The organism is Streptomyces sp. NPDC002536 (assembly GCF_053594995.1).
The window spans coordinates 63,107-85,113 of record NZ_JBSFWU010000022.1; the positions used below are offsets into that span (position 1 = coordinate 63,107).

At 71.6% G+C, this 22,007-nt stretch carries 23 protein-coding genes; 13 read left to right on the forward strand and 10 right to left on the reverse strand.

What is annotated here, in order from left to right:
* The 4 genes from ACWD4B_RS11155 to ACWD4B_RS11170 all read left to right on the forward strand — a co-directional run bounded on the left by ACWD4B_RS11155 (position 1) and on the right by ACWD4B_RS11170 (position 5,575).
* Positions 1 to 1,224 carry an arginine deiminase gene (locus ACWD4B_RS11155; RefSeq protein ID WP_451420480.1) on the forward strand — a complete coding sequence of 408 codons (1,224 nt, stop codon included), beginning with the start codon at positions 1 to 3 and terminating at the stop codon, positions 1,222 to 1,224.
* Positions 1,225 to 1,311: 87 nt separating this feature from the next.
* Positions 1,312 to 2,313 (forward strand): ornithine carbamoyltransferase, encoded by a 1,002-nt coding sequence (gene argF / locus ACWD4B_RS11160; RefSeq protein ID WP_451420481.1) that lies wholly within the window; start codon positions 1,312 to 1,314, stop codon positions 2,311 to 2,313.
* A gap of 173 nt (positions 2,314 to 2,486) precedes the next feature.
* Positions 2,487 to 3,320, forward strand: a complete 834-nt coding sequence (locus tag ACWD4B_RS11165) for an enoyl-CoA hydratase family protein (protein WP_451420482.1) — start codon at positions 2,487 to 2,489, stop codon at positions 3,318 to 3,320.
* Positions 3,317 to 5,575: a bifunctional salicylyl-CoA 5-hydroxylase/oxidoreductase gene (locus ACWD4B_RS11170; RefSeq protein WP_451420483.1), complete on the forward strand. Its 2,259-nt coding sequence runs from the start codon at positions 3,317 to 3,319 to the stop codon at positions 5,573 to 5,575. The genes ACWD4B_RS11165 and ACWD4B_RS11170 overlap by 4 nt, the downstream gene beginning before the upstream one ends.
* Positions 5,576 to 5,746: 171 nt before the next feature.
* Here ACWD4B_RS11170 and ACWD4B_RS11175 read toward each other — a convergent pair whose 3' ends face one another.
* Positions 5,747 to 6,580 carry a PaaX family transcriptional regulator gene (locus ACWD4B_RS11175; RefSeq protein WP_451420484.1) on the reverse strand — a complete coding sequence of 278 codons (834 nt, stop codon included), beginning with the start codon at positions 6,578 to 6,580 and terminating at the stop codon, positions 5,747 to 5,749.
* Positions 6,573 to 8,210 carry an AMP-binding protein gene (locus ACWD4B_RS11180; protein WP_451420485.1) on the reverse strand — a complete coding sequence of 546 codons (1,638 nt, stop codon included), beginning with the start codon at positions 8,208 to 8,210 and terminating at the stop codon, positions 6,573 to 6,575. The genes ACWD4B_RS11175 and ACWD4B_RS11180 overlap by 8 nt, the downstream gene beginning before the upstream one ends.
* 125 nt (positions 8,211 to 8,335) lie before the next feature.
* On the opposite strand from ACWD4B_RS11180, the gene ACWD4B_RS11185 reads away from it, so the two are divergent.
* Both ACWD4B_RS11185 and ACWD4B_RS11190 read left to right on the forward strand, forming a co-directional pair.
* A complete protein-coding gene (locus ACWD4B_RS11185; protein WP_451420486.1) occupies positions 8,336 to 9,472 on the forward strand; it encodes an acyl-CoA dehydrogenase family protein in 1,137 nt (378 codons plus the stop codon).
* Positions 9,469 to 9,879, forward strand: a complete 411-nt coding sequence (locus ACWD4B_RS11190; protein ID WP_451420487.1) for a RidA family protein — start codon at positions 9,469 to 9,471, stop codon at positions 9,877 to 9,879. Before ACWD4B_RS11185 ends, ACWD4B_RS11190 begins: the two co-directional genes overlap by 4 nt.
* A gap of 153 nt (positions 9,880 to 10,032) precedes the next feature.
* Here the strand turns inward: ACWD4B_RS11190 and ACWD4B_RS11195 are convergent, their stop codons facing one another.
* From ACWD4B_RS11195 to ACWD4B_RS11205, 3 genes are all read right to left on the reverse strand, one after another.
* Positions 10,033 to 10,638, reverse strand: coding sequence for a hypothetical protein (locus ACWD4B_RS11195; protein WP_451420488.1), 606 nt, complete (start codon positions 10,636 to 10,638; stop codon positions 10,033 to 10,035).
* Between the two features lie 27 nt (positions 10,639 to 10,665).
* A complete protein-coding gene (locus ACWD4B_RS11200) occupies positions 10,666 to 11,370 on the reverse strand; it encodes a hypothetical protein (protein ID WP_451420489.1) in 705 nt (234 codons plus the stop codon).
* A 279-nt stretch (positions 11,371 to 11,649) separates the two neighbouring features.
* Entirely contained in the window at positions 11,650 to 12,189 is a 540-nt protein-coding gene (locus ACWD4B_RS11205) for a flavoprotein (RefSeq protein WP_451420490.1), read from the reverse strand.
* Between the two features lie 90 nt (positions 12,190 to 12,279).
* On the opposite strand from ACWD4B_RS11205, the gene ACWD4B_RS11210 reads away from it, so the two are divergent.
* Both ACWD4B_RS11210 and ACWD4B_RS11215 read left to right on the forward strand, forming a co-directional pair.
* A complete protein-coding gene (locus ACWD4B_RS11210; RefSeq protein WP_451420491.1) occupies positions 12,280 to 13,530 on the forward strand; it encodes a helix-turn-helix domain-containing protein in 1,251 nt (416 codons plus the stop codon).
* 85 nt (positions 13,531 to 13,615) lie between these two features.
* Entirely contained in the window at positions 13,616 to 14,065 is a 450-nt protein-coding gene (locus ACWD4B_RS11215; RefSeq protein WP_451420492.1) for a hypothetical protein, read from the forward strand.
* On the opposite strand, the gene ACWD4B_RS11220 is transcribed toward ACWD4B_RS11215, so the two are convergent.
* The gene (locus tag ACWD4B_RS11220; protein WP_451420493.1) at positions 14,047 to 14,832 is read right to left on the reverse strand and encodes an amidohydrolase family protein; all 786 of its coding nucleotides are present in this window, start codon (positions 14,830 to 14,832) and stop codon (positions 14,047 to 14,049) included. The genes ACWD4B_RS11215 and ACWD4B_RS11220 overlap by 19 nt on opposite strands.
* 108 nt (positions 14,833 to 14,940) lie before the next feature.
* Between ACWD4B_RS11220 and ACWD4B_RS11225 the strand changes: the two genes are divergently transcribed.
* The gene (locus ACWD4B_RS11225; RefSeq protein WP_451420494.1) at positions 14,941 to 15,309 is read left to right on the forward strand and encodes a MerR family transcriptional regulator; all 369 of its coding nucleotides are present in this window, start codon (positions 14,941 to 14,943) and stop codon (positions 15,307 to 15,309) included.
* 107 nt (positions 15,310 to 15,416) lie between these two features.
* Complete coding sequence (locus ACWD4B_RS11230; protein ID WP_451420495.1) at positions 15,417 to 16,268, forward strand: alpha/beta fold hydrolase; 852 nt, start codon at positions 15,417 to 15,419, stop codon at positions 16,266 to 16,268.
* Between the two features lie 28 nt (positions 16,269 to 16,296).
* Here ACWD4B_RS11230 and ACWD4B_RS11235 read toward each other — a convergent pair whose 3' ends face one another.
* A complete protein-coding gene (locus ACWD4B_RS11235; protein ID WP_336416879.1) occupies positions 16,297 to 17,826 on the reverse strand; it encodes a helix-turn-helix domain-containing protein in 1,530 nt (509 codons plus the stop codon).
* 90 nt (positions 17,827 to 17,916) lie between these two features.
* Between ACWD4B_RS11235 and ACWD4B_RS11240 the strand changes: the two genes are divergently transcribed.
* Together ACWD4B_RS11240 and ACWD4B_RS11245 are read left to right on the forward strand one after the other, a co-directional pair.
* Positions 17,917 to 18,933 carry a hypothetical protein gene (locus tag ACWD4B_RS11240; RefSeq protein WP_451420496.1) on the forward strand — a complete coding sequence of 339 codons (1,017 nt, stop codon included), beginning with the start codon at positions 17,917 to 17,919 and terminating at the stop codon, positions 18,931 to 18,933.
* A gap of 1 nt (position 18,934) precedes the next feature.
* The gene (locus tag ACWD4B_RS11245; protein ID WP_451420497.1) at positions 18,935 to 19,303 is read left to right on the forward strand and encodes a GntR family transcriptional regulator; all 369 of its coding nucleotides are present in this window, start codon (positions 18,935 to 18,937) and stop codon (positions 19,301 to 19,303) included.
* 156 nt (positions 19,304 to 19,459) lie between these two features.
* Here the strand turns inward: ACWD4B_RS11245 and ACWD4B_RS11250 are convergent, their stop codons facing one another.
* Entirely contained in the window at positions 19,460 to 19,834 is a 375-nt protein-coding gene (locus tag ACWD4B_RS11250) for a peptidase M23 (RefSeq protein WP_451420498.1), read from the reverse strand.
* A gap of 145 nt (positions 19,835 to 19,979) precedes the next feature.
* A complete protein-coding gene (locus ACWD4B_RS11255; protein WP_451420499.1) occupies positions 19,980 to 20,531 on the reverse strand; it encodes a Uma2 family endonuclease in 552 nt (183 codons plus the stop codon).
* A 107-nt stretch (positions 20,532 to 20,638) separates the two neighbouring features.
* On the opposite strand from ACWD4B_RS11255, the gene ACWD4B_RS11260 reads away from it, so the two are divergent.
* Positions 20,639 to 21,406, forward strand: a complete 768-nt coding sequence (locus ACWD4B_RS11260) for a methyltransferase domain-containing protein (RefSeq protein WP_451420500.1) — start codon at positions 20,639 to 20,641, stop codon at positions 21,404 to 21,406.
* Here ACWD4B_RS11260 and ACWD4B_RS11265 read toward each other — a convergent pair.
* Positions 21,381 to 21,932 (reverse strand): hypothetical protein, encoded by a 552-nt coding sequence (locus ACWD4B_RS11265; RefSeq protein ID WP_451420501.1) that lies wholly within the window; start codon positions 21,930 to 21,932, stop codon positions 21,381 to 21,383. The genes ACWD4B_RS11260 and ACWD4B_RS11265 overlap by 26 nt on opposite strands.
* Positions 21,933 to 22,007: the final 75 nt, after the last annotated feature.

Consider the following 22,007-nt stretch of genomic DNA (forward strand, 5'->3'; position numbering starts at 1 on the left):
ATGGGATTCCACGTCGATTCCGAGGCCGGGCGGCTGCGCCGCGTCATCCTGCACCGCCCGGACCTGGAGCTCAAGCGCCTCACCCCGTCGAACAAGGATGCCCTCCTCTTCGACGACGTGCTGTGGGTGCGCCGTGCCCGCGCCGAGCACGACGGCTTCGCCGACGTGCTGCGCGAGCGCGGCGTCGAGGTGCACCTCTTCCAGGACCTGTTGCAGGAGAGCCTGCAGGCGCCCCGGGCCCGTTCCCTGGTGCTGGACAGAGTCTTCGACGAGAAGGAGTTCGGCCCCCTGGCCACCGGGCATCTGCGGGCCGCCTTCGACGGGATGCCCGAGGCCGAGCTGACGTCGTGGCTCATCGGCGGCATGACCAAGCGGGAGTTCCTGGAGCGGCACGCCGAGCCCGTCTCCATCCGCTTCCATGCCATGGACCTCGACGACTTCCTCCTGAACCCGCTGCCCAACCACCTCTTCACCCGCGACACCTCGGCCTGGATATACGACGGCGTGAGCATCAACGCGATGCGCTGGCCCGCCCGTTGGCACGAGACCGTGCACTACGAGGCGGTCTACCGGCACCACCCGCTCTTCGCCATGGGCGACTTCCGCGTCTGGTGCGAGGGGCAGTCGGCCTATCCGTCCACCATCGAGGGCGGCGACGTGCTCGTCATCGGCCGCGGCGCCGTGCTGATCGGCATGAGCGAGCGGACGACCCCGCAGGCGGTGGAGATGCTGGCCCGCGGGCTGTTCGCCGCGGGCTCGGCGAAGACGATCGTGGCGCTGGACATGCCCAAGCGGCGGGCGTTCATGCACCTGGACACCGTGATGACCATGGTGGACGGGGACACGTTCACGCAGTACGCGGGCCTCGGCATGCTCCGCTCGTACACCATCGAGCCCGGCGCCGGGGAGCGGGAGCTGAAGGTCACCGACCATCCGCCGGAGCACATGCACCGTGCCATCGCCGCCGCCCTGGGGCTGGACTCGATCCGTGTCCTGACCGCCCGGCAGGACGTGCACGCGGCGGAGCGCGAGCAGTGGGACGACGGCTGCAACGTGCTGGCCCTGGAGCCGGGCGTCGTGGTCGCCTACGAGCGCAATGCCACCACCAACACCTACCTGCGCAAGCACGGCATCGAGGTCATCACCATCCCGGGCAGCGAGCTGGGCCGGGGCAGGGGAGGGCCGAGGTGCATGAGCTGCCCGGTCGAACGGGACGCGGTATAGGGGCGGAAGGTGAGGGTGTGCATAATGATACGAAAACTTGTATGAGCTTCCACATCCCGTGCAGTTGCCAGACCTAGGAGCCACCCCATGGCGACAGACCTCAAGGGCCGCCACCTCCTCAAGGAAACGGACCTCACCGCCAAGGAGTTCCACAGCCTGATCGAGCTGGCCGCCGAGCTCAAGGCCGCCAAGCGCGCGGGCAGTGAGGAGCGCAGGCTCCAGGGCCGGAACATCGCGCTGATCTTCGAGAAGACCTCCACCCGCACCCGCTGCGCCTTCGAGGTCGCCGCCGCCGACCAGGGCGCCTCCACCACCTACCTCGACCCCGCGGGCTCGCAGATCGGCCACAAGGAGTCCGTCAGGGACACCGCACGGGTGCTCGGCCGGATGTTCGACGCCATCGAGTACCGCGGCCATGGCCAGGAGACGGTCGAGGAGCTGGCCGCCCATGCGGGCGTCCCCGTCTTCAACGGCCTCACCGACGAGTGGCACCCCACGCAGATGCTGGCCGACGTGCTCACCATGACCGAGCACACCAGCAAGCCGCTGGAGCGCGTCGCCTACGCCTACCTCGGCGACGCCCGGTACAACATGGGCAACTCCTACCTCATCACCGGTGCCCTCCTCGGCATGGACGTCCGCATCGTGGCCCCCGAGGAACTGTGGCCGTCCGCCGAGGTGGTGGCCCAGGCGCGCCGGATCGCCGAGACCAGCGGCGCACGGATCACGCTCACCAAGGACGTCGGGGAGGGCGTGCGCGATGCCGACTTCATCACCACCGACGTGTGGGTGTCGATGGGCGAGCCCAAGGAGATCTGGGACGCCCGGATCGCCCTGCTCGCCCCGTACGCCGTGACCATGGACGTCCTGCATGCGACGGGCAACCCGGCAGTGAAGTTCCTGCACTGCCTGCCGGCCTTCCACGACCTGGGCACCTCGGTGGCCCAGGAGATCCACGAGCGGCACGGGCTGACCTCGCTGGAGGTCACGGACGAGGTCTTCGAGTCCGTCCACTCGGTGGTCTGGGACGAGGCGGAGAACCGGATGCACACCATCAAGGCGCTGATGGTGGCGGCGTTGGGGGACTGATCGTTTCGCTCGATCTGCGGGCCCGCGGGGGCTGGTCGCGCAGTTCCCCGCGCCCCTGACGGGGCGCAGTGTCGCGCAATTTCTATCGCGCACTCGTGACGACAGTCACGTACCGGTGATAGCTTCCCCGGGCAGGCACTCCGCACCTCCCTTCGGCAGAAGGAGGACGCCCGATGAGTCCGTTCACCGGCTCCGCATCCCGCACCGGCGTCGAGGAGTGGCGGCACCTGCGCCTCGCCCTCGACGCCGGAGTCGCGACCGTCACCCTCACCCGGCCCGGCAGGCTCAACGCCCTCACCTTCGGCGCCTACGCCGACCTGCGCGACCTGCTGCCCGAACTCGCCCGCGACGGAAGCGTGCGCGCCCTCGTCCTCGGCGGCGAGGGAGGCGGCTTCTGTTCCGGCGGGGACGTCGACGAGATCATCGGCGCCACCCTCGCCATGGACACCCGGCAGCTCCTGGACTTCAACCGGATGACCGGCCAGGTCGTCCAGGCCCTGCGCAGCTGCCCGTTCCCCGTGATCGCCGCCGTGCACGGGGTGGCCGCCGGCGCGGGCGCCGTGCTCGCGCTCGCCGCGGACTTCCGCGTCGCCGATCCGACCGCGCGCTTCGTCTTCCTCTTCACCAAGGTCGGCCTCTCCGGCGGCGACATGGGCGCCGCGTACCTGCTGCCCCGCGTCGTCGGCCTCGGCCACGCCACACGGCTGCTCATGCTCGGCGAACCGGTGCAGGCCGAGGAGGCCGAACGCATCGGTCTGATCAGTCAGTTGACGGAAGAGGGCGGCGCCCCTGCCGCCGCCCGCACTCTCGCCCGCCGTCTCGCCGACGGGCCCGCTCTCGCCCATGCCCAGACCAAGGCCCTGCTCACCGCCGAACTCGACATGCCGCTCTCCGCCGCCGTCGAACTCGACGCCACCACGCAGGCGCTGCTGATGAACGGCGCCGACTACGCCGAGTTCCACGCCGCCTTCACCGAGAAGCGGCCACCCAAGTGGCAGGGCCGATGAGCGCACCGGCCGCGCAGCGCGTCGCCGTCATCGGCGGCGGACCCGGCGGCCTCTACGCCGCCGCCCTGCTGAAACAGCGCGCACCCGAACGCGAGATCACCCTCTGGGAGCGCAACGCCCCCGACGACACCTTCGGCTTCGGCGTCGTCTTCTCCGACGAGACGCTCGACGGCATGGAGGGCGCCGACCCGGCCGTCTTCGCCGCGCTGCAGCGCGAGTTCGTGCGCTGGGACGACATCGACGTCGTCCGCCGCGGCACGGTGCTGCGCTCCGGCGGCCACGGCTTCGCCGCCCTCGGCCGGCACCGGCTCCTGGAGATCCTCCACGAGCGCTGCCGCACCCTCGGCGTCGGCCTCCGCTTCCGCACGGAGGCCCCGCCCGCGGCGGAACTGGCACGCTCGTACGACCTCGTCATCGCCGCCGACGGCGTCCGCAGCCGGACGCGCGACGCCCACCGTGACCACTTACGTCCCACGCTGACCACCCACCGCTGCCGCTACATATGGCTCTCCGCCGAACTCCCGCTGGACGCCTTCCGCTTCGAGTTCGCCGAGACCGGGCACGGCATCGTGCAGCTGCACGCGTACCCGTACAACGCCGGTTCCAGCACCGTCATCGTCGAGATGCGCGAGGAGGTGTGGAGACGCGCGGGATTCGACCGGTGCGACGAGGCCGAGACCCTGAAACGGTGCGGCGCCTGCTTCGCGGACCTCCTCGACGGGCGCCCGCTGCACTCCAACCGCTCCGCCTGGACGGCCTTCCGCACCGTCGCCAACGAGCGCTGGTGGCACGGCAACACGGTCCTGCTCGGCGACGCCGCGCACACCGCCCACTTCTCCATCGGCTCCGGCACCAAGCTCGCCGTCGAGGACGCCGTGGCCCTGGCCGCCCAGCTGGACCGCCAGCCCGACGTCGCCACGGCCCTGGCCGCGTACGAGGCCGAACGGCGCCCGGTGGTGGAGTCCACGCAGCGCGCCGCCCGCGCGAGCCTGGAGTGGTTCGAGGACCTCCCCGTCCATATCGGTGGCCCGCCGCGGCGGTTCGCGTTCGACCTGCTCACCCGGAGCCGCCGGGTCACCCACGACAACCTGCGCCTGCGCGACCCCGGCTTCGTCTCCTCGGTCGAGCGCGAGGCCGGTGTCCCGGCCGGGACACCGCCGATGTTCACGCCGTTCCGGCTGCGCGGACTGACCCTGCGCAACCGGGTGGTCGTCTCGCCCATGGACATGTACTCGGCCGTCGACGGCACTCCGGGCGACTTCCACCTCGTCCACCTCGGCGCGCGGGCGCTCGGCGGTGCCGGGCTGGTGATGACGGAGATGGTGTGCGTCAGCGCGGAGGGCAGGATCACGCCGGGGTGCGCGGGCCTGTACGCGCCCGCGCACGAGGAGGCCTGGAGCCGCATCACGGCCTTCGTCCACGACCGGGCACCGGGCACGGCCATCGGCGTCCAGCTCGGCCACTCGGGCCGCAAGGGCTCGACCCGGCTGATGTGGGAGGGCATCGACCAGCCGCTGCCCGACGGCAACTGGCCCGTCGTGGCGGCGTCGGCGATCCCGTACCGCGCGGGCGTCAACCAGACGCCGCATGCACTGACCGCACCCGAAATGGCCGTGATCTGCGAGCAGTTCGCGGCGGCGGCCCGGGCCGCCGCACGGGCCGGTTTCGACCTGCTGGAACTCCACTGCGCCCACGGCTACCTGCTGTCGGGCTTCCTGTCACCGCTCACCAACCACCGCACGGACGCGTACGGCGGCGGCCTCGACGCCCGACTCCGCTACCCGCTGGAGGTCTTCGACGCGGTGCGCGCCGCGTGGCCCGCGGAACGGCCCATGACGGTACGGATCTCCGCGACGGACTGGGCGGAGGGCGGCACGACGGGCGACGACGCGGTCGCCGTCGCCCGGGCCTTCGCGCAGCGGGGGGCCGATGCCGTCGACGTCTCCACGGGGCAGGTGGTCCCCGAGGAGCGCCCGGCGTTCGGGCGCTCGTACCAGACGCCGTTCGCGGACCGGATCCGGCACGAGGCCGGGGTGCCGGTGATCGCGGTGGGGGCGATCTCGTCGTGGGACGACGTCAACTCCCTGATCCTGGCGGGCCGTGCGGACCTGTGCGCGCTCGCGCGCCCGCACCTGTACGACCCGCACTGGACCCTCCACGCGGCGGCGGAACAGGGGTATGAGGGGCCGGGGGCCCCTTGGCCCTTGCCGTACCGCGCGGGGAGCCGGCGCCCGCCGACGGGGCGTGCCCCGTAAGGGGCGCGGGGAACTGCGCGCTCAGCCACGACGCGCCCGCAGTCGAGGTTCTCGGGGCTTCGCCCCGGACCCCAGGGGTGGTGCGTCGACTGCAGGTCGTCGGTGGCTGGTCGCGCAGTTCCCCGCGCCCCTTACGGGGCGCAGCCCCCGAACCGGGGGGGCTTGGGCCCCTCACAACACCGGCGTCACGAATTCCTCCCCCGCATCCCGCAACCGCCCGTGCAGCGCCGCGAAGACCCGTGACGCCCGCCCCCCGGGCCAGTCGGACGGCAGCAGTCCCGCCGGCAGTCCGGGATCGGCGTACGGCAGGCGCCGCCACGAGTCCAGCGCCAGGAGGTAGTCCCGGTACGCCGCCTCCGCCGGCACCGGCCGCCTCCGGGACCAGCGCCGCAGCACCGGCTCGTGCGTCTCCAGGAATGTCCGGTGCTGCTTGGCGAGCGCCTCCAGGTCCCACCACCGCGCCACCGACTCCACGGTCGGCTCGAAGCCGAGGTGGCTGCCCCGGAACAGGTCCACGTACCCCGACAGGCCCAGCCGTTCCAGCGTGTGCCGCGTCTCGTCGTGCACATGGGCCGGCGCGATCCACACCCCGGGCGCGGCCGTCCCGAAGCCGAGCCGGGCGAGCCGGGAGCGCAGCAAGTGCCGCTTGTGGCGCTCCTCTTCGGGGACGGAGAAGACCGCCAGCAGCCAGCCCTGGCCCGAACGGGCCGACGGGCGGCCGTAGATGCGCCGGTCGCCGTCCTCCAGGAGCTGCCGGGCGGCGCTGGACAGCCCGTATCCGGCCGCACCGGACGCCGTGCGGCCGGCGACGAGCAGCCCGCGCCGCTTGAGGCGGGAGACGGCGGACCGCACCGAGGGTGCGTCCACGCCCACCGAGCCCAGCAGCCGGATCAGTGCCGCGATCGGCACCGGTCCGGCCGGTGTTCCGGTGCTGCCGCGGCCGTAGGCGCCGTAGAAGGTGACGATGAGGGACCGTGGAGTGTGGGGCGGTTGCTGGTCAGTCACGGGGAAACTGTAAAGGGCCGGAGCGCAGCCGGAACCGCTGCAGTTTGCCGGTTGGCGTGCGGGGCAGGGTATCGAGGAACACGATCTCGCGAGGGCACTTGTAGGGAACGATCTCCTTTTTGGTGAACTCCCGTAGCCTCGCGATGGTTTCGCGATCGCGCGGCACTCCGTCCCGTAGCACCACATAAGCCACCACGATCGCCCCCCGGTGCGCGTCCGGCCGTCCGACGACGGCCGCTTCCCGCACGTCGGGATGGCGCAGCAGGGCCTCCTCGACCTCGGGGCCGGCGATGTTGTTGCCGGCGGACACGATCATGTCGTCGGCACGGGCGACGAAGGTGAAGTAGCCGTCCCTGTCGCGGATATAGGTGTCGCCGGTGACGTTCCATCCGTTGCGCACGTAGTCGCACTGCCGCGCATCCGCGTCGGCCAGGTAGCGGCACCCGGTCGGCCCGCGGACGGCCAGCAGGCCCGGCCGTCCGTCGGGGACCGGGTGCCCGTCGGGCCCGAGCACACAGGCCTCGTAACCCGGTACGGGCAGGCCGGTGGCGCCGGGGCGGGCGGCGTCGTCGGCGGCGGAGATGAAGATGTGCAGCATCTCGGTGGCGCCTATGCCGTTGATGAGGCGCAGTCCGGTCGCCCGGTGCCAGTCGTGCCAGAGGGCGGCGGGCAGGTGCTCGCCGGCGGAGACGCATCTGCGGAGCGACGAGACGTCGTAACCGCAGTTGTGGGAGCCGAGTGCCCCGAGCATGCTGCGATAGGCGGTCGGGGCGGTGAACAGCACGGATATCCGGTGGCGTTGGACGTCGTCGAGCAGCTGCTCCGGTCCGCCCCAGTCGGCCAGCACGGTCGAGGCGCCCGCGCGCAGCGGGAAGACGACGAGCCCGCCGAGCCCGAAGGTGAACCCCAGGGGCGGGCTGCCGGCGAAGACGTCGTCCGGGCGCGGTTGCAGCACGTGGGCGGAGAAGGTGTCGGCGACGGCGAGCACGTCGCGGTGGAAGTGGGCGCAGGCCTTGGGCCGTCCGGTGGTTCCCGAGGTGAAGGCGATGAGGGCGACGTCGTCCGCGGAGGTCTCCACCGGGGTGTAGGACGGGGGTTTGTGCACGGCGCGCCACAGCAGGTCGTCCGCCGTGTCGCCCCCGTACGGCGTGATGCGCAAGTGTGGTATACGCGCGTTCGCCAGGCCGTCCGTCGACCGGGTGTCGCAGAGGGCGTGCCGGATGCCGGCGATGCCGCAGATCGTGGCGAGTTCGCGGGGCCGCTGTGCGGCGAGGACGGTCACGGCGACGGCCCCGGCCTTCATCACCGCCAGCCAACAGGCCGCCAGCCAGGGGGTGGTGGGCCCGCGGAGGAGGACGCGGTGGCCGGGCAGGACGCCCAGGTCCTCGGTGAGGGTGTGCGCGACCCGGTCGACGTTCTCCTTGAGTTCCCCGTACGTCCACACGCCCCCGGCGCCGTCATGGACGGCGGGCCGGTCCGCTCCGAGCCGCGCGATCGTGCCGTCCAGCAGCTCCGCGCCGCAGTTGAGGCGCGCGGGGTGGGGGAGGGGCCGGAGCCCGGGCCACCGGTCGGGGGGCGGGAGGTGGTCGCGGGCGAAGGTGTCGACGTGGGCGGACGGCATGAACTCCATGGCGGATACGCCCCCTTGGGGGAGGTCGTCGGGGGTCTTGTGTCGCTACCGATCCGCTGTCAGCGTATCGAGTTGATGACGGCAGTCAACAGAGCGCGATATGGGTCGGAGGGTGAGGGGGAACGATGGCGACGCCGTTCGCACTGGACCGGGAGCAACAGGCGTGGTGCGCCGAGCTGCGTGCGCTGGCCGCGGAACGACTGCGCCCGCTGGCGCTGAAGAGCGAGCCGGGACGCGTCAACAGGCCCCTGGTGGCGGCCCTGGGCGATCTCGGCCTGCTGAGCCGGGTGTTCCCGCCGGACGGCGGCTCCGTCCGGGCCATGGACCTCTGCCTCCTGCGGGAGTCCCTGGCCCGGGAGTGCACAGAGGCGGAGACGGCCCTCGCCCTGCAGGGCCTGGGCGCGTACCCGTTCGCGCGTCACGGCACCGCGCGGCAGCGCTCCCGCTGGCTCCCGGAGGTGGCGGCCGGCCGTGCGGTCGCGGCCTTCGCGCTGAGCGAGCCGGGCGCGGGCTCGGACGCGGCCGCACTGGAACTGCGGGCGGTTCCGGCGGCCGGTGGCGGCTGGCGGCTGACGGGCGAGAAGTGCTGGATCTCCAACGCCCCGGACGCGGACGTGTACACGGTCTTCGCGCGGACGGGGGAGACGGGGGAGGGCCGCCGCTCCGGCATCACGGCCTTCCTCGTCCCCGCCGGCCGCCCGGGCCTGGACGGCACACCGCTCGACATGCTCAGCCCGCACCCCATCGGCACCCTCGCCTTCGACGCGGTGCCGGTGGTACCGGACGACGTGATCGGCGAGGTGGGCGAGGGCTACCGGGTGGCCATGGCGACCCTCGACCTCTTCCGCCCGAGCGTCGGCGCGTTCGCGGTCGGCATGGCCCGCGCCGCGCTGGACGCGACGATCGCGCACGCAGCGGAACGCCGGGCCTTCGGCGGCCCGTTGAAGGACCTGCAGTCCGTCTCCCACCGCCTCGCCGAGATGGCGACCCGCACCGAGGCCGCGGCCCTGCTGGTCTACGCGGCGGCAGCGGCCCACGACGCCGGGGAACCCGGCATCGCGCGCCGCTCGGCGATGGCGAAGCTGTTCGCCACCGAGACCGCCCAGTACGTCGTCGACTCCGCCGTCCAGCTCCACGGTGCCCGCGCCCTCCGCCATGGCCACCTCCTGGAACACCTCTATCGCGAGGTACGGGCCCCGCGCATCTACGAGGGCGCGACGGAGGTCCAGCGCACGATCATCGCGAGGGAGCTGTACCGATGACACCGCACCTGCACCTGCACCGCCTGAACCCGGAAGGCCTGCCTCCGCCCGTCGGCTTCACCCATGCGGTGACCGTTACAGGCGGCCGATTGGTCTTCCTCGCAGGAGAGACGGCACTGGACGGGGAGGGCCGACTGGTGCCGGGCGGCCTGCCGGAACAGTTCGAGCAGGCCCTGTCGAACCTGCTGGCGGCCCTGCGGGCGGCGGGCGGAGAGCCGCGCGACCTGGCACGCGTGACGGTCTACGCGACGGACGTCGCGGACTACCGCGCGTGCGCCCGCGAACTGGGCGCCGTCTGGGGCCGCTTGGCGGGCCGCGACTACCCGGCGATGGCGGTCGTCGGGGTGACCCGGCTGTGGGACGAGGCGGCGGTGGTGGAGTTGGACGGGGTGGCGGTGGTGCCTTAGGCCTGTGCCCCGAAGGGGCGCGGGGAACTGCGCGATCAGCCACGCCGTGCCCGCAGTCGAGGTTCTCGGGGCTTCGCCCCGGACCCTAGGGGTGGTGTGTCGACTGCGGGCCGTTGGTGGCTGGTCGCGCAGTTCCCCGCGCCCCTTCGGGCGCTAACCCTCGCCGGGGAGGTGGGTGACGAAGGCGGGCTGGCCCTGCACGGTGCCGGCCGGCCGGAGCTCGTGCGCCAGGGCGCTCACGGCGCGCTCGACGATGGTGTAGGCGAGGCCGACGTCCATGCCGTCGTCCCCCAGCCCGGCCAGGGGGACATGGATCGTCACCACGTCACCGCGACCGGTACGCCCGACGGCGACATCCGTGGTGCGGTGTCCGTCGGTGACGACCCGGAGCAGGTCGACCGGTTCGGCGAGGTACGCGTACCAGGCATCGCTGCGCCGCCCGAGCTCGTCGAGGAGCCAGGCGTGGCCGGTAAGCGGAGGGAACTCGTCGGCGGGGAGCCGAGCGGGGCCGGCCGCGGCGATCTCCCGCAGGAGCGCGTCGCGGCCGGCCTCGGGATCGGACAGGAGGAGTTCGGTGCCGCCGGGTGCGTCCGGCCATTGAACGGTCACCCGTGCCCGGCCGGAGGCGAGGTCGACGTCACGGACGCAGAGTCCGAGGTCGGTGCTCCCGTACTGCACGGCACCCAGGTCGACGAGCAGCGGCGCCCACCACTCCGCGGCCGGCAGGGTACGGGCCGACCGGACGGGACGTCGGCTCATCGCAAGGTCCTTTCCCGGCAACTCGGATCAGATGTTGATGGCGTTCTTGACCCAGTCGGGACAACGCCCTTGCACACCTTCGCAGTAGGCGGTGATGACGCCCTTGGGCAGCATCGGGATTTGGGCGCCGAAGTCTACTCCCGCCCGGACGGCCTGGACCTTGTCGACGCGGCAGGTCTTGAAGATCCACCATCCGCTGCACTTCACGTGCAGCACGTCGGTGAAGTAGTTATAGGTGTTCGGACGCCCGTTCATCTGCTGCTTTCCGGCGGCGCCCGGACGCGGGTACTGCGTGGTGGCTTGGACGGCCTTCATGGTGAGGTTGTGCTTCTGCTCTATTTTCGTGAGCCCGAAGCCCCTGTCCCTGGCAGGGTCGTAGTAGCCCCGCCGCATGTAGACGGTCCAGCCGTCACGGTCCTTCCACTGCCCGACCAGGTCGTCGGGGCCGCTCAGCGTGTGACTCGCCGCATCGGCCTCGGCCGTGCGGGGCGCCTTTCCGGCGCCGAGCTGCTTCACCGCGGATTCCGGAACCCCGTGCCGACCGAGGTCGGCCAGCCGGAACGAGCCGTTTCTCGGAATTCCGGATCCGTTGTCGAAGACCGAGAACTCCACGTCCCCGGACGCGCCCCGGGCGGAGGGCGTCGCTGCCGCTGCGGATGCCGGCGCCGCCGAGAACAGCCCGGCCGTGAGGCCGAGTGCCGCCGAGGCGACGGCGTACCGACGTGCATTCACCTTACGCATGGTCCCCCTTGAGGTGCCTGCTGTGCACTTCCGTTGCCGGACCCTCACGACGCGATCCGGCCACCAGCAAGCTAGGGAGACCCCGCGCGGCGCGTCGACCCCGGCCGGGGTGAATCGGACAGCCTCAGTTGCTGTGCACAGCAATCACCATTTGCAACAAGGGTGTTGGGGGCCGCACAGTTCACGCGCCCGGGCTCGCGGAGCGGGGACCGGTTCCGTTTTCAGCAGGCTGGGGGCTGCAATGTGACCGAAAGGTTTCGGACACAGGGTTCAGGTACTTGCTGCTTCCAGTGCGAGCTCCCACGGGTAGGAGTCCAGCCACTCGCTCCCCGCGCCCGGGGCGTGCGGCATCCACTGCCCTTCGCCGTAGAGCACGCGAACTCCGGTGCTGCGCAGCACCTCCACTGCGCGGCGCGTCGCCGGATGCGCATCCAGCGCCGTCGACCAGCAGGGCAGGGCCACCACGGGAAGCCCGAGCCCGACGGTCTCGGTGAGGGCGCCGAGGGCGTACGTGTCCGCAATGCCGGCCGCCCACTTGTTGGCGGTGTTCATCGTCATCGGCGCCACGATGACGGCGTCGGCGGGAGGAATGCGCTTCTCCTCGCCGCAACGGCGCCAAGTGCTGTACACAGGGCGACCACTGAGGCTCTCGAGCTCCGGTGTGTCGATGAACTCACCGTCGACGGCGGCAGGGGTGGCGATGACGCACACGTCCCAGCCCTGTTCCTTCGCGGCCCGCACCAGACGCACGGCGTCGCGGGCCGGTCCGGCGGCACAGATGATGACGTACAGCACGCGGGGTCTGCTCATGCGGCCGGTTCTCCGATCGGTGAGGCGGGCTCGGGCGAGGCGGTCCCCCTACCCTTGCAGAGACGAGCTGTCCGGAGAGGGGCGGGATCCGTGTCATCCGATGCCGGGAACGAGCCGTACACCGACCCGTTGGCCTTCGGCCAGCGACTGCAACTGCTGCGTACGCGCCGAGGAATGACGCGTACGGTCCTGGCCGGGCTGCTCGGCCGGTCGCCCTCGTGGGTGAAGGCGGTCGAGTACGGGCGGCTCAAGACGCCCAAGCTCGACGTCATCCTGCAGATCGCCGAAGTCCTGCGCGTGCGCGAGCTGTCCGAACTCACGGGGGACCAGAGCACCCGCGTCGACCTCTTCGTAGGTCCCGGCCATGCGCGGCTGCCGGCTGTACGGGACGCCGTGAACGTGTTCCCGTGCACGGCAAGAGGAGAGGCGCCGACGACGGCGGAACTGCGGATGCGTCTTGCCGGTGCATGGCAGGCCCGTCACTCGTCGCCGAACCACCGCGAGGTGGTCGGAGCCCTGCTGCCCGGCCTGATCCGCGATGCCCAGCTCGCCGCGCGACAGGCGGACCGGGCGGTGGAGAGGCGGGCAGCGCAGTCCGTCCTCTCGGAGGTCTACAGCCTGAGCCAGTTCTTCCTGGCCTACCAGCCCGACGCCGCGCTCCTCTGGCGCGTGGCCGAACGGTCGATGCTCGCGGCACAGGAATCCGAGGACCCGCACGCCATCGGCGTCGCGGCCTGGCTCGCGGCGCAGGCGCACCGCGACTCCGGCCCCGCGCACTTCGATGCCGCCGATGCCGTCACGTCGGAGACGCTGGCATTTCTGGAGCCTCTGCTGCCCGATGCACCGGACGACGTTCTTGCGGTCACCGGAGCACTCCGCTTCGAAGCGGGGTACACCGCAGCCCGCCGGGGCGACAGCGGAACCGCCTGGCACCACTGGGACAGCGCCCGCGCCATGGCGGACCGCCTGCCTGCGGACTACTACCACCCGGTCACGTCGTTCTCCCGCGCCGTGATGGGCGCCCACGCCGTCACCGTCGCGGTCGAACTCCACGCTGGCGGCGAGTCCGTACGCCAGGCGGCTGCAGCGGACGCGCTCGCGATTCCGTCCCGCCCCCGCCGGGCACGCCACCGCATCGAGGAGGCGCGCGGGTACCAACTGGACGGACAGCACGAGGCCGCGCTCGCCACCCTCGACAAGGCCTACGAGGCGGCGCCGGAGACCATCCGGTACAACGGCTACGCCCGGACGATCATCCTCGGCGAGTCGGAGTCGAGAAGCCCGCACCGACGGCAGCGGGCGGCCCGGCTGGCGGTGAAGCTGGGGTTGTTGGCTGCGTAGGGGCACAAACTGTGCCTCTGCTGTCGTCCGTGCCGCCCTACTGTCCCCTTCGGATCCCGCCCCACCGACGATCTGAAGGAGCAACGTGCGTACCTCCACCACCCGTTGGCTTTCCCAGGCAGCCGTGGACCCCCGCGCTGCCGTCCGCCTCTGGGAGTCGGGCCGGACGGCCCCGCTCCAGATCGGCCGCCGGTGGGAACTGGCACGCACGGACTTCACCCTGGGCACGGCCGCTGTCAGCCAACTCAAGGGCGGCGGAGCCCACGTAGGCCCCTACCTGATGGGCGGCGCGGAACGCGTCATCTGGTGGCTGCTGCCGCTCGGTACCGGCAAGCGCCTTGCGGCAGTTACCGGCGCCGCTGTCCACCCCAGGGGCGCCGAACTCTTCGTTCCGCCCCCGGGCCGATACCTCGGCGACCGCGTCTGGGTCCTCCCCGACCAGGCCGGGGAGCGGTGGAACACCCTCACCTCCGCCGACGACCTGCGAGCGGCTCTGGATGCCGCCGACCCCCGTCGTCAAATCCCCAGCAACTGAGCCGCGTTGCCCCCCAGCACCCGCTCCCGTACCTCGCCGCTCGGTGTCACCCGCTCCACCATCGCGCGCGCCAGCACCGGATCCCCGTACGGTGCATCCGACCCGAACAGCGTCCGTTCCGGGATCTCACGGATCGCCAGCCGCAGAGCGAAGACGATGTTCGCCGTCGACAGCTCCAGGTACATGTTCGGCGTGTCCCGTACGAGTTCGATCGCCGTCATCCAGTGCTGGCCGCCGACCTGGCTGACGACCAGCGGGACCGACGGGTAGCGGGCCGAGAGGCGGGCCAGCGTGTGCAGGTCGGGCTCCGTCGTGGGGGCGGAGCCGTGGACGACGACCGGGAGGCCGCCGTGGTCGTGGGCCGCCTGCAGCACCGGTTCGACAGCGGCCGCGCCGCCCGGCGGCGGGGTCAGTTCGCCGATGCCGTGCAGGCCCCGGCCGACCACGTCCCGTGCCACCGCCTCGGCGATTCCCTCCGGTGTGCCGTCCAGCCGCACCGAGCCGAAGCCGATGAAGCGGTCCGGGTGCGCGGCCAGTGCCGCGTCCAGCTCCTGCCAGGCGCGGGCGAAGCCGTCGTCCCCGTTCTCGGAGCCTGCGAGCGCCCGGTGCAGCACCGCCATCTCCCGGCGCAGCCCGGCCAGGTCGGTCGCCCGCTCCGGGTGCGGCCGGGTGGGGAACAGCACCGCGCGGTCCACACCGGCTTCGTCCAGCAGCGCGATGTGGTCCGCCACCGGGTCGTGGACGTGGCTGTGTGCGTCGATAATCATCGGGTCTCCTGAGCAGGCTGAGCAGTCTGAGCCGTCGGTAGCCGGCCAGGAGGCCAACGTCGCACCTTGTCACGGTGGCAAGGTCAAACCGGGGGAGAGGTCGGCAGCATGCTCATCGGGGAACTGGCCGAACGCACCGGCACCAGCGAGCGGCTGCTGCGCCACTACGAGCGCGGCGGGCTCCTCCTGCCCGACCGGCTCCCCAACGGCTACCGCTGGTACGACGAGCCGCACGTGGAGACGGTGCGACGGATCCGCGCCCTCCTGGCCGCCGGGCTGCCCGTCCGTACCATCCGTGCCGTGCTGCCCTGCACGGCCTCCGCGGGAGAGGCCGTCCATCCGTGTCCGGGTGTGCTGGACACCCTCCGCTCCCGGCTGGCCGACCTCGACGCCCGGGCCGCCGAACTCGACGAGGCGCGTGCGGTGCTGCGCGCGACGATCGACGGGACGCAGCGTGCGGCGGCGCCGGTGTCCTGACGTCTGCGCGGTGCGCCGCGACGTCGAAATCGACGTCCAACAGGTCGAGTTCGACGGTGAGTGCGCGCAGTCGGTGCACCACCTGCAGGCCCAGGGATACTTGCCCGGTGACGGAATCTGCGGCAACACCCTTCACGGCGGCCTGCGAAGCCGTCCTCGACAGCTGGCCCGTACCCGTCGAGCGCATCGACCTGTCGTCGGCCTACGGCACCACCAGGGTCGTCGCGTGCGGCCCCGCCGACGGGCCCCCGCTGGTGCTGCTGCACGGCGGCAACACCACCTCGGCGGTGTGGTTCGCCAACGCGGCAGATCTGAGCCGCACTCGACGTGTCTACGCGGTCGACCGCATCGGCGAGGCCGGCTGCAGTGTGCCGGGAGGGCGCCCGGTCGGCTCCGTCGACGACCTCCTCGACTGGCTGGACGGCGTGTTCGACGGCCTCGGCCTGGACCGGGCCGACCTGTGCGGACACTCCTACGGCGGGTGGATCGCCCTCACCTACGCGCTGCACGCGCAACAACGGGTCCGCAGGCTCGTCCTGCTGGACCCCACCCAGTGCTTCGCCGGATTCCGCGCCGGGTACCTGCTCCGCGCCCTGCCGCTGCTCGCCCGGCCCACCGCCCGACGGGCCCGGGCCTTCCTGGACTGGGAGACCGGTGGCGCCGACATCGACCCTGCGTGGCGCGAACTCCACGGACTCGCAGCCGAGTTCCCGCGCCGGAAGATCGTCACCGGCAGACGCCCGACCGCCCGGCAGCTCGGCGGGCTGACCTCACCGACGCTGGTACTGCTCGCAGGGGACAGCCGGGCGCACGACGTCCGGCGCGTCGAGGCGGCGGCGCGGCGTCGTCTGCCGCACGTGGAGACCGTCGTCCTGCCCGGACTCTCGCACCACGGCATTCCGTTCCTCCGCGCCGCCGAACTCGACAGGGCGGTCGAGGTCTTCCTCGACCGGCCCTGACCGGCCCTGACCGGCTCGCTGCCGGGGGCTAGATGTCCCGGAAGATCTCGATCTGCGCCCCGATCGAGTTGAGCCGCTCGGCCAGGTCCTCGTAACCCCGGTTGATCACATAGACGTTGCGCAGCACCGACGTCCCCTCCGCCGCCATCATTGCCAGCAGCACCACCACGGCGGGCCGCAGGGCCGGCGGGCACATCATCTCCGCGGAGCGCCAGCGCGTCGGGCCCTCGACCAGGACGCGGTGGGGGTCGAGGAGCTTGACGTGGGCGCCGAGGCGGTTGAGGTCGGTGAGGTAGATGGCGCGATTGTCGTAGACCCAGTCGTGGATGAGGGTCTGGCCCTGGGCGAAGGCGGCGATGGCCGCGAAGAACGGCACGTTGTCGATGTTGAGGCCGGGGAACGGCATCGGGTGCACCTTGTCCAGCGGGGCGCTGAGCTTGGACGGGCGCACGGTCAGGTCGACGAGCCGGGTGCGGCCGTTGTCCGCCGCGTACTCCGGGCCGCGTTCGTGGTCGAGGCCCATCTCCTCCAGGACGGCGAGCTCGATCTCCATGAACTCGACCGGAACCCGGCGGATCGTCAGCTCCGACTCCGTGATCACGGCGGCGGCGAGCAGGCTCATGGCCTCGACCGGGTCCTCGGAGGGCGCGTAGTCGACGTCGCGGTCGATGTGGGCCACGCCGTGGACGGTGAGGGTGGTGGTGCCGACACCCTCGACCCGTACGCCCAGCTCTTCCAGGAAGAAACAGAGGTCCTGAACCATGTAGTTGGAGCTGGCGTTGCGGATGACGGTCACGCCGTCGTGCCGGGCGGCGGCCAGCAGCGCGTTCTCGGTGACGGTGTCGCCGCGCTCGGTCAGCACGATGGCGCGGGTCGGCGAGACCGAGCGGTCGACCTGGGCGTGGTACGTGCCGTCGGTGGCCGTGACCTCCAGGCCGAAGTGGCGCAACGCCGTCATGTGGGGCTGGACCGTACGGGTGCCGAGGTCGCAGCCGCCGGCGTACGGGATCTTGAAGTGGTCCATGCGGTGCAGCAGCGGACCGAGGAACATGATGACGCTGCGGGTGCGGCGCGCCGCCTCGGTGTCCATCGAGGCCAGGTCGAGCTCGGCCGGGGGCACGATCTCGAGGTCGTTGCCGTCGTTGATCCAGCGGTGCCGGACGCCGATGCTGCTCAGCACCTCCAGGATCCGGTAGACCTCCTCGATCCGCGCGACGCGGCGGAGCGTGGTGCGGCCGGCGTTGAGCAGGGTGGCGCACAGCAGCGCAACGCACGCGTTCTTGCTGGTCTTGACGTCGATGGCGCCCGAGAGACGCCGTCCGCCGACGACCCTCAGATGCATCGGCCCCGCGTAGCCGAGGGAGACGATCTCGCTGTCGAGGGCCTCACCGATGCGGGCGATCATATCAAGACTGATGTTCTGATTTCCCCGCTCAATGCGGTTGACCGCGCTCTGGCTGGTCCCCAGTGCGTCGGCGAGCTGCGTCTGGGTCCAGCCCCGGTGCTGACGTGCGTCACGGATGAGCTTGCCGATGCGGGCGAGGTAGGCGTCTGTCATGAGACAGACGGTATCTCAGATATGAGATTTCTTCGCCCCCTACAGCCTTCCCGAGTTTTTCTATTACTATGCGAACAACTTGGAGGTGTCATGAACGTGACCGCAAGACCGTCGGTCAGCCGTAGCCGTAGCCGCAGTCGTCTCCGGCCGCTGCTCGCCGGAGCTCCCTGTCTCCTCGCCTGTGCCGTCTTCCTGACGGTGTTCCAGACCAGCAGAGCGCGCCTGCCCGACCCCATGGCCACCCACTTCGTCGGCTCGGGCCACGCCGACGGCTTCACGTCCCCGGGGACCTTCCAGCTCCAGGGCCTGGGGCTGCTGCTCGGCCTGGCCGTCCTGTTCGTCGTCCTCGGCTATGTGACGGACACTCCGCGACCGCTGGTCGTGATCGCCTGGGCGACCGTCGGCCTGCTCTCCTTCGTCCTCGCCCAGGTCGTCCTGGGCAACGCCGGGGCCGAGTCGGCCCGTCAGGTCCGGCTGACCCCCTGGCAGCTCCTGGCGGCCCTGGGCGTGGCCGCCGTCACCGGGGGCATCGGCCTGCTGGTGACGCGCGGCTGGAACCGCGCCGAACCGGGGGCGGTCGCAGGGGAGGGCACGGGGCGCCCTCCCGGCCTTGCCCTCCGCCCGGGTGAGACCGCGTTCTGGACGCACACCCAGGTGTCGCGCGGTTTCGGCATCGCCGGCCCGTCGGTGCTCGCGCTGGGCGCGACGCTCATCCCGCTGACGGGCGCGGCCCCCGGCGCCGTCCTGCTCATCGCAGGCTTGCTGTTCTGCCTGTTCGCGGGCATACGGACCACCGCCGACCGGCACGGCCTGACCGTCACCATGCTCTGGCTGCCCTGGCCACGGCTGCGCATCCCCCTGGACCGGATCGTCGAGGCGACCGCCCAGGACGTCGACGCCCTGCGCGACATGGGTGGTTGGGGCTACCGCGTCAGGAGGGGGCGCAGCGGAATCGTCCTGCGCTCCGGCGAGGCGCTGGTGGTGCGGCTGTCGAACGGCAGGGAGTTCGTGGTGACGACGGACGACGCGGCCAGGGCGGCCGCACTCCTCAACGGGCTCGTGGAGCGCGGTCGCGGCCATGCGGCCCCCACGGACCGCAGGGGCTGACGTGCTGATCCGGCTGGACCACGGATCCACCGTGCCGCTCGGCGACCAGATCGCCGCAGCGATAAGAGGCGCCATCGCCGGCGGCTCCGTCCGCCCCGGCGACCGTCTCCCCGCCGCCCGCACGCTGGCCGACTCCCTGGGCGTCAACATCCATACCGTGCTGCGCGGTTACCAGCGGCTGCGCACGGAGGGCCTCATCGAACTCCGGCGCGGCCGTGGAGCGGTGGTGACGATCGGCGGCGACGAGGCGTCGCGGGGCCGCGCCCGGCTCGTCGAGGGCGTGGGGCATCTGGTCGCGGATGCACGGGCGTTGGGGATGACGGACGACGAGGTGATGGAACTGGTGCGGGCGGGACTGTCACGGACGTAGGCGTGATGCGTGATGCGTGGGGCGCGCGAAGTGCGGCGCGCCCCACGTGACGGGCCGTGCGCCGGCTAGTGCGCGCGCAGCGCCGCCCAGGTGTGCGTGCCGACCTTGCCCCTGTGCCGACCGGCGCGGTGCCGTGGATCGTGCCCCGCGGAGCGCTCAGCAGTCCGGAACGCCGGATATCTTGCGACCGCCTTTGAGGAACACGTTGCTGACGTAGGCGAAGTCGCTGCCGGAGGCGAGCGTGACTCTGCTCCACCAGGGGTTCGTACCGCCGTTGGGGTCGGCCACCGGTGTGGTGTTGCGGTTGGTCTGGCAGTAGTCCCGCAGGTAGACGTGCGACACGGTGTCCACGATGGTGGCGCTGGTCCGCGGGGCCTCGCGCAGGTGCACGCCGGTGGCGTAGACATACACCATCTTGTACGCGTCGGCGTTCGCGGGCTGGGCCTCTGCCGCTGGGGCGGCTACGAGCGCGCCGGCGGCGAGCACGGTGGCGGTGAGGGAGGAGGCGAGGAGGCGTGAGTGCCGTTGCATGGTTCTCCCATCGACTCAACGGTGCTGGAAGGTTTCTGCATCGGCAGGCTGGCACGGCAGAGTCGGCGGGGTCCAGGGGGGAATCGCACCTGCGTCCGGACGGGGATCGTCCGGCGGCGGCCCGTCGGACGATCCACGTCCGGAGTCAGAAGTCGGAAGTGTTCAGCTTGAGTTCGAACGGTTCGGGGAGGTGCACCGGCGTGCCGAAGGGGAGGGGGCCGTCCGTCCTCGTATAGCCGAGCCGGCCTGGCTCGGAGCAGAGCGTGCAGGCCTGTGCCTGGCGGTCCACGACCAAGTAGAGCGGGGCGCCGTACTCCGCATAGCGACGGTGTTTGACGATCCTGTCGGTGTCGCCGTCGGAGTCCGACGTGACTTCCACGATCAGTAGCGTCTGTTCCGGAAGCAGAGCGCCGGCGTCCTTGGCCAAGTCCCCTGGGACCACGGCGAGGTCCGGTACGTACCAGTTGGCGCTGCCGGGCAGGTCCAGGTCTCCGGATCCGGTGATGCAGCCGAGCATGCGGAGTCCGACGTCGAGCTGTTCGCGAATCGCTGCCACCGCTCGTTCCTCGCCCCACGTCGGGACGACCGGCTCGATGACCCCCTCCACGATCTGCACCCGGTCCGCGCGGATGTGCTGGATCGCGTATTTGAGCGCCACTTCGGCATCGTCGACCATGTACGAAGGGCGTGCATCCATCGTTCCTCCCTGCGGTGACCTGACGGTCTTCTCGGAGGTCTACAGCAACTCGCCGCTGCAGGCGCCCTTCTGCCTCCACCGGTACCCGCACAGGCGATGATGCCTGCATGTCACACACGGCACGCTCCTTCGAAGACCTCGTGTCCGAGGCCGAGTCCGTCTCCGTCGAGGGCTGGGACTTCTCCTGGCTGGACGGTCGGGCCACCGAGGAGCGGCCCTCGTGGGGATATCAGCGGCTGCTGGCCGGGCGCCTGGCGGACGCGTCCGCCGCGCTGGACATCCAGACCGGCGGCGGGGAGGTGCTGGCGGGGGCCGGGCCGTTCCCGCCCGTCATGGCCGCCACGGAGTCATGGCCGCCGAACCTCGCCAAGGCCGCCCGGCTGCTGCACCCGCTGGGTGCCGTGGTCGTCGCCGACCCCGACGAGCCGCCGCTGCCGTTCGCCGGCGAGGCGTTCGACCTGGTCGTCAGCCGCCACCCGGCGAGCGTGTGGTGGGGCGAGATCGCCCGGGTGCTGCGGCCGGGCGGCACCTATTTCGCCCAGCACGTCGGCCCGGGATCCGTGTTCGAGCTGGTGGAGTACTTCCTCGGGCCACAGCCCGTGGCGCGCGGCAAGCGACATCCGGACGTCGAGACGGCCGAGGCCCGGGCGGTCGGCCTGGAGATGGCGGACGTGCGCATGGAGCGGCTGCGGATGGAGTTCTTCGACGTCGGCGCGGTGATCTACTTCCTGCGGAAGGTGATCTGGACCGTGCCCGGCTTCACGGTCGACGCCAACCGCGACCGGCTGTGCGAGCTCCACGAGCGCATCGCGGCCGAGGGGCCGTTCGTGGCCCACTCGTGCCGGGTGCTCATCGAGGCCCGGAAGCCTGCCTGAACCCCGACGGGGCCAGGACCTTCGCCACCTCCGCCCGTGCGGCGGAATGCGTCCGGACTTTCAGCGGTGCCAGCAGTTCGATCGCCTGCCCGAGCCAGTCCGGGTCCCCGAGCCGCTGCGCCGCGCCGACGTCGACGGCCTGCCGGAGCAGCTCACCCGCCAGCAGGATCTCGCTCCAGCCGTAGCGCCGCTCATGGTGGCCGAACCGGCCGACCCAGGGACCGTACGGGTGCCGCAGCGTCGCCCGCAGGCAGGATCCGTTGGTGTCGACCCCGTGCCCGCCGTCGTCACCGAACACGGCGTTCAGCACGCCGACGGCTTTGGAGCCGGTCCACCGGTAGGACGTGACCGTCAGGCTCAGGTCCATGAACCGGGACCACTGGATCAGCTCCTCGTCCCGGCCGGCCTCGCGCAGGAGCGCGCCCTCGGTGCCGAGTTCCAGGTGCGAGCCGCCCTGCCGTTCGGGAGCGCCGATGACCCACCGGCCGTCATCGGCCCGTTCCAGTGGGCCGAGGTGTGCGTTCATGATCGGGAACGCTAGCCGAGGGCGGCACGGTCGCGGCGCCCGCCCCAGAGCCCCAGGTGGGCCCGGATCGGCCCA